Annotated in this window: 7 protein-coding genes and 2 rRNA genes; 5 read left to right on the top strand and 4 right to left on the bottom strand. The window is 54.9% G+C overall.

All coding sequences use genetic code 11. The annotated features are described in order from the left end of the window. Positions 1-171: 171 nt before the first annotated feature. From trxC to BN3796_RS19665, 5 genes are all read left to right on the top strand, one after another. Complete coding sequence (gene trxC / locus BN3796_RS19645; protein WP_061710025.1) at positions 172-591, top strand: thioredoxin TrxC; 420 nt, start codon at positions 172-174, stop codon at positions 589-591. A gap of 67 nt (positions 592-658) precedes the next feature. Further along, positions 659-1,357 (top strand): tRNA-uridine aminocarboxypropyltransferase, encoded by a 699-nt coding sequence (locus tag BN3796_RS19650; RefSeq protein ID WP_061710026.1) that lies wholly within the window; start codon positions 659-661, stop codon positions 1,355-1,357. Positions 1,358-1,392: 35 nt separating this feature from the next. Further along, entirely contained in the window at positions 1,393-4,035 is a 2,643-nt protein-coding gene (locus tag BN3796_RS19655; protein WP_061710027.1) for a bifunctional acetate--CoA ligase family protein/GNAT family N-acetyltransferase, read from the top strand. A 131-nt stretch (positions 4,036-4,166) separates the two neighbouring features. Then, positions 4,167-5,522 (top strand): CDP-diacylglycerol--serine O-phosphatidyltransferase, encoded by a 1,356-nt coding sequence (gene pssA, locus BN3796_RS19660; protein WP_061710028.1) that lies wholly within the window; start codon positions 4,167-4,169, stop codon positions 5,520-5,522. Positions 5,523-5,565: 43 nt separating this feature from the next. Beyond that, positions 5,566-5,889 (top strand): YfiM family lipoprotein, encoded by a 324-nt coding sequence (locus tag BN3796_RS19665; protein WP_061710029.1) that lies wholly within the window; start codon positions 5,566-5,568, stop codon positions 5,887-5,889. Here the strand turns inward: BN3796_RS19665 and BN3796_RS19670 are convergent. The 4 genes from BN3796_RS19670 to BN3796_RS19685 all read right to left on the bottom strand — a co-directional run. Further along, complete coding sequence (locus BN3796_RS19670) at positions 5,886-7,193, bottom strand: MFS transporter (RefSeq protein WP_061710030.1); 1,308 nt, start codon at positions 7,191-7,193, stop codon at positions 5,886-5,888. The two genes, BN3796_RS19665 and BN3796_RS19670, sit on opposite strands and share 4 nt — an antisense overlap. A 152-nt stretch (positions 7,194-7,345) precedes the next feature. Further along, on the bottom strand, positions 7,346-7,801 hold the full coding sequence (locus tag BN3796_RS19675; RefSeq protein WP_061710031.1) for a DUF4385 domain-containing protein: 456 nt from the start codon (positions 7,799-7,801) through the stop codon (positions 7,346-7,348). A gap of 175 nt (positions 7,802-7,976) precedes the next feature. Continuing rightward, positions 7,977-8,092: ribosomal RNA gene (gene rrf, locus BN3796_RS19680) — 5S ribosomal RNA — on the bottom strand. A 64-nt stretch (positions 8,093-8,156) separates the two neighbouring features. Next, positions 8,157-8,241, bottom strand: a 23S ribosomal RNA gene (locus BN3796_RS19685); the annotation flags it as partial.

An 8,241-nucleotide genomic window follows, 5' to 3' on the forward strand; every position in this document is an offset into this window, starting at 1 on the left:
TTACCCGATGTATCCGCGCATAGCCATTATTTCATACAAAAGCCTGTGACTATTGTTCTCATTGAATAAACCGCATTGTCGTTTAAAACAACCTCGACGATAATGTGTAACATATCAGAAACATTCCCGGCACTTCGCCGCTCTGTTCCACTGCTTTATCAGAGGTTAGTTATGAATACCGTATGTGCCAACTGCCAGGCTCTTAATCGCATTCCCGAGGAGCGTATCGACGACGGCGCGAAATGCGGGCGTTGCGGCCACGAGCTCTTTGATGGCGATGTGATTAACGCAACGGGCGATACCCTCGACAAGCTGTTAAAGGATGACCTGCCGGTCGTGGTGGATTTTTGGGCGCCATGGTGCGGGCCGTGCCGTAATTTCGCCCCTATTTTTGAAGATGTGGCGGAAGAACGCAGCGGCAAGATGCGCTTCGTAAAAGTGAACACCGAAGCCGAGCGCGAACTCAGTTCCCGTTTCCGTATCCGCAGTATTCCAACCATTATGATTTTTAAAAATGGCGAAATGGTCGACATGCTTAACGGCGCGGTGCCAAAAGCGCCGTTCGACAGCTGGCTGAACGAATCCCTGTAACCTGACCGGGGTACCTTGTGCCCCGGCCTCGCCTCTGCGAAAATGGCGTTTTTTCTGTGCTTCCCCCATGACTGATAACGCCGTTTTGCAACTCCGCGCTGAACGTCTTGCGCGCGCCACCCGCCCTTTTCTTGCCCGCGGTAACCGTATCCGACGCTGCCAGCGCTGTCTGTTGCCGCTCAGGCAATGCCTTTGCGCCACGCTTGTACCAGCCCATGCGCAGAGCCGTTTTTGCCTGGTGATGTTTGATACAGAACCGCTAAAGCCGAGCAATACCGGGCGGCTGATTGCCGACGTGTTGCCCGATACCGCGGCATTTCAGTGGTCACGGACCGAGCCGCCGCAGGGGCTGCTTGACCTGGTGGCCAGCAGCGATTATCAGCCGATGGTGGTCTTTCCCGCCTCCTATGCGGGGCAAGAGCGTCAGGTTATCAGTGCTCCGCCTGCGGGCAAACCGCCGCTTTTTATTATGCTGGACGGCACCTGGACCGAAGCGCGAAAGATGTTTCGCAAAAGCCCTTACCTTGATGCTCTGCCGGTGATTTCCGTCGATCTGTCGCGTGTGTCAGCCTATCGTCTGCGGGAAGCCCATGCCGACGGGCAATATTGCACAGCGGAAGTGGCGATCGCGCTGCTGGATATTGCCGGCGATGCATCCGCGGCCAGCGCGCTAGGCGACCACTTTTCCCGCTTTCGCGAGCGTTATCTGGCAGGAAAAACTATTCATAAGGGAAGCGTCACAGCAGACGAGCCACAAAGCGTTTAAAATCATCAGGTCTATCGCGTTCAAAGGAGACTTGTATGAGCCAGCGAGGGCTTGAAGCGCTACTGCGTCCGAAATCCATCGCCGTGATCGGCGCCTCTATGAAGCCCGAGCGCGCAGGATATTTGATGATGCGTAACCTGCTGGCGGGCGGTTTCAGCGGGCCGGTATTACCGGTTACGCCAGCCTGGAAAGCCGTTCAGGGCGTTCTGGCATGGCCGGACGTAGAAAGTCTCCCTTTTATTCCCGATCTTGCGGTTCTCTGTACCCATTCGAGCCGCAATGAAGCCTTGCTGGAGGCGCTGGGAGAGAAAGGGTGTAAAACCTGCATTATTCTCTCCTCGCCGCCCGAACAGCAAAGCGCGCTTCTTGCCTGCGCCAGCCGCTATCAGATGCGTCTGTTAGGCCCGAATAGCCTGGGTCTGCTGGCCCCCTGGCAAGGGCTTAACGCCAGCTTCTCCCCCGTCCCGATTCGAAAAGGCAAGCTGGCATTTATCTCCCAGTCCGCCGCCGTCTCAAATACCATTCTCGACTGGGCGCAGCAGCGTGAGATGGGGTTTTCCTATTTTATCGCGTTAGGGGATAGCCTGGATATTGATGTCGATGAGCTGCTCGATTTTCTCGCCAGGGACAGTAAAACCAGCGCCATCCTGCTCTATCTTGAACATTTAAGCGATGCACGGCGTTTTGTCTCCGCTGCCCGCAGCGCTTCGCGTAACAAACCTATTCTGGTTATCAAAAGTGGGCGTAGCCCGGCGGCGCAGCGTCTGTTGCATGCCCATTCCGGCATGGATCCCGCCTGGGATGCGGCCATTCAGCGCGCTGGCCTGCTGCGGGTGCAGGATACTCATGAACTCTTTTCCGCCGTGGAGACGCTCAGCCATATGCGCCCGCTGCGCGGAGAGAGGCTGATGATCGTCAGTAACGGCGCAGCGCCAGCGGCCCTGGCGCTGGATGAACTCTGGAAACGTAATGGCAAGCTGGCTCTCTTAAGCGAAGAGACGCTTGCGCGGCTGCGCGAATTGTTACCGGCAAGCGTCATCCCTGATAATCCGCTCGACCTGCGGGACGATGCCAGCAGCGAACACTACACCAGCGCGATTTCTGTTCTGCTGGACAGTCAGGACGTTGACGCCCTGATGGTGATTCACTCCCCCAGCGCCGTTGCGCCCGGCAGCGAAAGCGCCCGGGCGCTGATCGAAGCGATCAAAAAACATCCGCGAGGAAAATATGTCTCGCTGCTCACCAACTGGTGCGGGGAGTTCTCCTCTCAGGAAGCGCGACGTCTCTTCAGCGAGGCGGGGCTGCCCACCTACCGGACTCCGGAGGGGACCATCACCGCCTTTATGCATATGGTGGAGTACCGGCGCAACCAGAAGCAGCTGCGAGAAACCCCCGCCCTGCCGGGTAATTTGCGGGCAAATACCGCGGATGCCCATCACCTCTTACAGCAGGCTATTGATGAGGGGGCTCGCTCGCTCGATACCCACGAGGTTCAGCCTATCCTGGATGCCTATGGCATGCAGACCCTGCCGACCTGGATCGCCAGCGACAGCGCCGAGGCGGTACATATTGCCGAGCAGATAGGCTACCCGGTGGCGCTGAAGCTGCGCTCTCCCGATATTCCGCATAAATCGGATGTGCAGGGGGTGATGCTCTATCTGCGTACCGCCGCGGAGGTGCAGCGGGCCGCTGATGCTATTATCGATCGCGTGAAGCTGACCTGGCCGCAGGCGCGGATCCATGGCCTGCTGGTGCAGAGCATGGCTAACCGCGCAGGGGCGCAGGAGCTGCGCGTCGTGGTTGAACACGATCCTGTCTTTGGCCCGCTGATTATGCTGGGCGAAGGCGGCGTAGAGTGGCGGCCGGAAGAGCAGGCGGTTGTGGCCCTGCCTCCCCTCAATATGAACCTGGCACGTTATCTGATTATCCAGGCGATTAAAAACAAAAAGATTCGTGGCCGCAGCGCGCTAAGGCCACTGGATATTGCCGGGCTGAGCCAGTTTCTGGTGCAGGTCTCCAACCTGATTGTCGACTGCGCCGAGATCCAGCGTCTGGACATCCATCCGCTTCTGGCGTCGGGCAACGAATTTACGGCGCTGGACGTTACGCTCGATATCGCCCCGTTTACCGGCGATCGCGAGAGCCGGCTGGCGATCCGCCCCTACCCGCTGCAGCTTGAGGAGCGGGTGACGATGAAAAATGGCGAGCAGGCGCTGTTTCGCCCTATTCTGCCGGAGGACGAGCCGCTGCTGCGGAAATTTATCGAGCAGGTCACGAAAGAGGATCTTTACTACCGCTACTTCAGCGAAATCAATGAATTTACACATGATGACTTAGCCAATATGACCCAGATCGACTACGATCGGGAAATGGCATTTGTCGCCGTTCGCCAGGGCGAAGAAGGTGATGAGATCCTCGGTGTGACGCGGGCGATTTCCGATCCCGATAACGTAGATGCCGAGTTTGCTGTGCTGGTGCGATCCGATCTCAAAGGCCTCGGGCTCGGCAGAAGCCTGCTGGAAAAGCTTATCAGCTATACCCGCGATCACGGGTTGATCTGCCTGAACGGTATCACGATGCCGAATAACCGCGGCATGATTGCGCTGGCGCGCAAGCTTGGTTTTGAAGTCGATATACAGCTGGATGAGGGGATTGTTTCCCTTTCTCTTCGGTTGTAAGCATCCCGGATGCGAAAGTAAGGTACTGGAAATGTTGACCACTTTAGGGTGCACTGGTGGTATCATTGTCCGCTTATGTTATCCGCAGATGACAGATAACCCTTCAATGAACAGAGAAGAAACGCACTGTGATGTTGTCAAAATTTAAGCGTAATAAACATCAACAACACCTTGCTCAACTACCGAAGATCTCTCAGTCAGTTGATGATGTCGAATTTTTTTACGCTCCCGCCCATTTCCGGGAGACGCTTCTGGAGAAGATCGCCAGCGCCACGCAGCGTATCTGCATCGTCGCGCTTTATCTTGAACAGGATGAAGGCGGAAGCGCGATCCTTAACGCCCTCTATGAAGCGAAACGCCTGCGGCCTGAACTGGATGTGCGGGTGCTGGTTGACTGGCATCGCGCCCAACGCGGACGCATCGGTGCGGCGGCGTCAAATACCAACGCCGACTGGTATTGCCGTATGGCGCAGGAAAACCCGGGCGTTGACGTTCGCGTCTATGGCGTGCCGGTTAATACCCGTGAAGCGCTGGGCGTGCTCCATTTCAAAGGTTTTATCATTGACGATAGCGTACTCTACAGCGGCGCCAGCCTGAACGATGTTTATCTGCATCAGCTTGATAAGTACCGCTACGATCGTTATCACCTTATTCGTAATGCCCGGCTGGCTGATATTATGTTCGACTGGGCCGATCGCTACCTGGTACATGGCCGTGGCGTACATCGTCTTGACGATCCGCAGCGTCCTAAGAGTCCTGAAATCAAAAACTACATCCGCCAGTTCCGCCAGGAGCTGCGGGATGCGGGTTACGCTTTTCAGGGCGACGCCAACAACGAACAGCTGAGCGTTACGCCGCTGGTCGGCCTCGGCAAAACCAGCCTGCTGAATAAAACCATTTTCCACCTCATGCCCTGCGCTGAGCAGAAGCTGACCATCTGCACGCCTTATTTTAACCTGCCTGCGGTGCTGGTACGTAACATCATCCAGCTGCTGCGTAACGGTAAAAAGGTGGAAATTATCGTTGGGGATAAAACGGCTAATGACTTTTATATCCCTGAAGATCAGCCGTTTAAGATCATCGGCGCGCTGCCCTATCTTTATGAGATCAACCTGCGCCGTTTTTTGAGCCGCCTGCAATACTACGTCAACACCGATCAGCTGATTGTCCGGTTATGGAAAGATGAAGATAACAGCTATCATCTGAAAGGCATGTGGGTGGATGACGAATGGATCCTGCTGACGGGTAATAACCTCAATCCGCGCGCCTGGCGCCTGGATCTGGAGAATGCGATCCTGATCCACGATCCGCGCCATGAACTTGCCGCTTCAAGAGAACGCGAATTAGAGCTGATTCGCACCCATACGACGGTGGTTCGCCACTACCGGGATCTGCAAAGCATCGCGGAATATCCTGTAAAAGTACGCAAGCTGATTCGCCGTCTGCGTCGGATCCGTATCGACCGCTTAATTAGCCGTATCCTGTAAATCCGGGCCTCGTCACTGACGGGGCTTTTTTATGGAGTCTGCCATGCGTCTCCTTCTCTTGCCCACCTTTCTGCTGCTGACTGGCTGTAGCCATATGGCTAACGACAGCTGGCAGGGACAGGATAAAGCTCAGCACTTTATCGCCTCAGCGATGCTCTCTGCCGCCGGGAATGAATATGCCCAGCGTCAGGGCTACAGCAACGATCGCAGCGCAACCTATGGACTGATGTTTTCCGTAAGCCTTGGCGCGTCGAAAGAGTTATGGGACAGCCGCCCGGCGGGGAGCGGCTGGAGCTGGAAAGATTTTGCCTGGGATGTAGCCGGTGCGACTACCGGCTATACCCTCTGGCAGCTTGCACAATATTAAAGGCGAATGCCCTTCCCTTTACGGTGCAGCAACAGCGACACCAGGAACGCAATCACTCCCATCAGCGTGACGTACCAGAAAAATGCGTTTTCACTACCCCACGATTTGAGCGAAAGGGCGACATACTCCGCCGAACCGCCAAACAGGGCATTCGCCACGGCATAAGAGAGCCCAACGCCAAGCGCACGTACCTGGGCTGGAAACATCTCTGCTTTCAAAATGCCGCTAATCGAGGTGTAGAAACTGACAATAAGCAGCGCAACCATAATCAGCCCGAATGCGGCATAGGGAGAGGTGATCTGACCAAGAGCGGATAAAATGGGAACGGTGCACAGCGTCAGTAGCGCCCCGAATATCAGCATGGATGTCCGGCGACCGATTTTATCCGACAACGCACCGATAACAGGCTGGATTAGCATGAATACCAGCAGCGCTACCGTCATGATGACGCTTGCCACGTTCGCGTGCATACCGGCGGTATTGACCAGATATTTCTGCATATAAGTGGTAAAGGTGTAGAAGCTGAGCGATCCCGCCGCGGTAAAACCAAGCACCATGATGAACGCCCTGCGATTACGCCAGAGCCCTTTGAGCGACCCGGCCTCTTTCAGAGCACGCACCTCCTGCTGGGATGTTTCATCAAGCTGGCGGCGCAGCCAGAGCGCTACTACCGCCAGCGCCGCGCCGATGGCGAAAGGAATACGCCAGCCCCAGGCGCGTAAATCTGCCTCGCTGAGGATTTGCTGCAGGATCACCACAACCAGCAACGCCAGCAGCTGCCCGCCGATCAGGGTGACGTACTGGAAAGAGGCATAAAAACCCTTGCGTCCCTCCACGGCCACTTCACTCATATAGGTTGCGCTGGTTCCGTATTCCCCTCCGACGGAGAGTCCCTGGAAAAGGCGAGCCAGCAGTAACAACGCCGGCGCCCATGTCCCGATAGTGTCATAGCCCGGCAAGCAGGCGATGACCAGCGAGCCTATACACATCATACAGACTGAGATAAGCATGGAGGTTTTACGCCCCTTCCGGTCAGCAATTCGGCCAAACAGCCAGCCGCCGATAGGACGCATCAGGAAGCCCGCAGCGAAAACGCCTGCGGTTTGCAGTAATTGCGTGGTTGTATTCCCGGATGGAAAGAAAATATGAGCGAAGTAGAGCGAGCAGAATGAATAAACGTAAAAGTCGAACCATTCGACCAGATTACCCGAAGAGGCACCGACGATTGCCCATACCCGGCGGCGTGTATCTTCACTCGTGACTTTCTTTTTGTCCGTATTTGTATTGGCTACGGTTTCTGTCATTTTGATTCCCCTGTCTGACATTGCGGGCCATTGCCCTACTGACAGTTAAACCGGAATCAAAATGAAGCGTTAGGTAAAAAAATTGTTTCTAAAATGTTTCATTAATTTTTGTGATGCATGTCAGATATTGGATAACTTTTTGTAGAAGTCTCCTAACCCCATTTCTGTTGATGAGCCTGTTTTCGTTGCAGATAATCCTCATCTGCGCGGATCTTATCCCACCACCCTTTGAATACTTTTGCCGCTTCTGCTTTTACAGGATCATGATCGCGTGGTTTAACCTGACGATCTTCATCATACTTTTTGCCACCCTTATGGTTCGCGTAACGGCGCGCACGCGTATAGCCCATCTGTATAAACTTGCGGGCCATATCCATACCCACGAAATCATCATTTTGTCGATAGGCCTCAAAGAGAGCATAAATTTCCTGTGCCGAGCGCAGCGCAACCTCAGCATTTTTGTATCGCCAGTGGGGAAGGATTTCGCTTTTATAAGGTTCAACCAACAAAACGCCCTGCTCTCCGCGCCCGACCTGATAGCGCTCCGGATGCTCACGGAAATTTATATTGGCAAAATCCTGCTGATAATTGAAAGGTGGGTTTGGCAAGGCAACCTCGCTGGCAGATGAATATGTCTAGTTTAGCCAGTGATAATGAAAATGCCCGGAGGTTTAACCTGAATCAAAGCGCAAATGTAGGCCGGATAAGCGAAGCCACCACCCGGCATTTTGCGTGCAAAGCAAAAAACCCCGCACCTTACGGTACGGGGTTTCTTTAATTGATGCCTGGCAGTTCCCTACTCTCGCATGGGGAGGCCCCACACTACCATCGGCGCTGCGGCGTTTCACTTCTGAGTTCGGCATGGGGTCAGGTGGGACCACCGTGCTAAAGCCGCCAGGCAAATTCTGTTATCTGTATCAGGCTGAAAATCGGTCTCTCACGCCAAAACATCTTCGGCGTTGTAAGGTTAAGCCTCACGGTTCATTAGTACCGGTTAGCTCAACGCATCGCTGCGCTTACACACCCGGCCTATCAACGTCATCGTCTT

Origin of the sequence: Pseudenterobacter timonensis (assembly GCF_900021175.1) — a bacterium.
GTDB classification, from domain to species: Bacteria; Pseudomonadota; Gammaproteobacteria; order Enterobacterales; family Enterobacteriaceae; genus Enterobacter; species Enterobacter timonensis.

Coding starts and splice junctions, on each gene's coding strand:
- trxC (WP_061710025.1), top strand. CDS start 172: ATGAATACCGTATGTGCCAACTGCCAGGCTCTTAATCGCATTCCCGAG.
- BN3796_RS19650 (WP_061710026.1), top strand. CDS start 659: ATGACTGATAACGCCGTTTTGCAACTCCGCGCTGAACGTCTTGCGCGC.
- BN3796_RS19655 (WP_061710027.1), top strand. CDS start 1,393: ATGAGCCAGCGAGGGCTTGAAGCGCTACTGCGTCCGAAATCCATCGCC.
- pssA (WP_061710028.1), top strand. CDS start 4,167: ATGTTGTCAAAATTTAAGCGTAATAAACATCAACAACACCTTGCTCAA.
- BN3796_RS19665 (WP_061710029.1), top strand. CDS start 5,566: ATGCGTCTCCTTCTCTTGCCCACCTTTCTGCTGCTGACTGGCTGTAGC.
- BN3796_RS19670 (WP_061710030.1), bottom strand. CDS start 7,193: ATGACAGAAACCGTAGCCAATACAAATACGGACAAAAAGAAAGTCACG.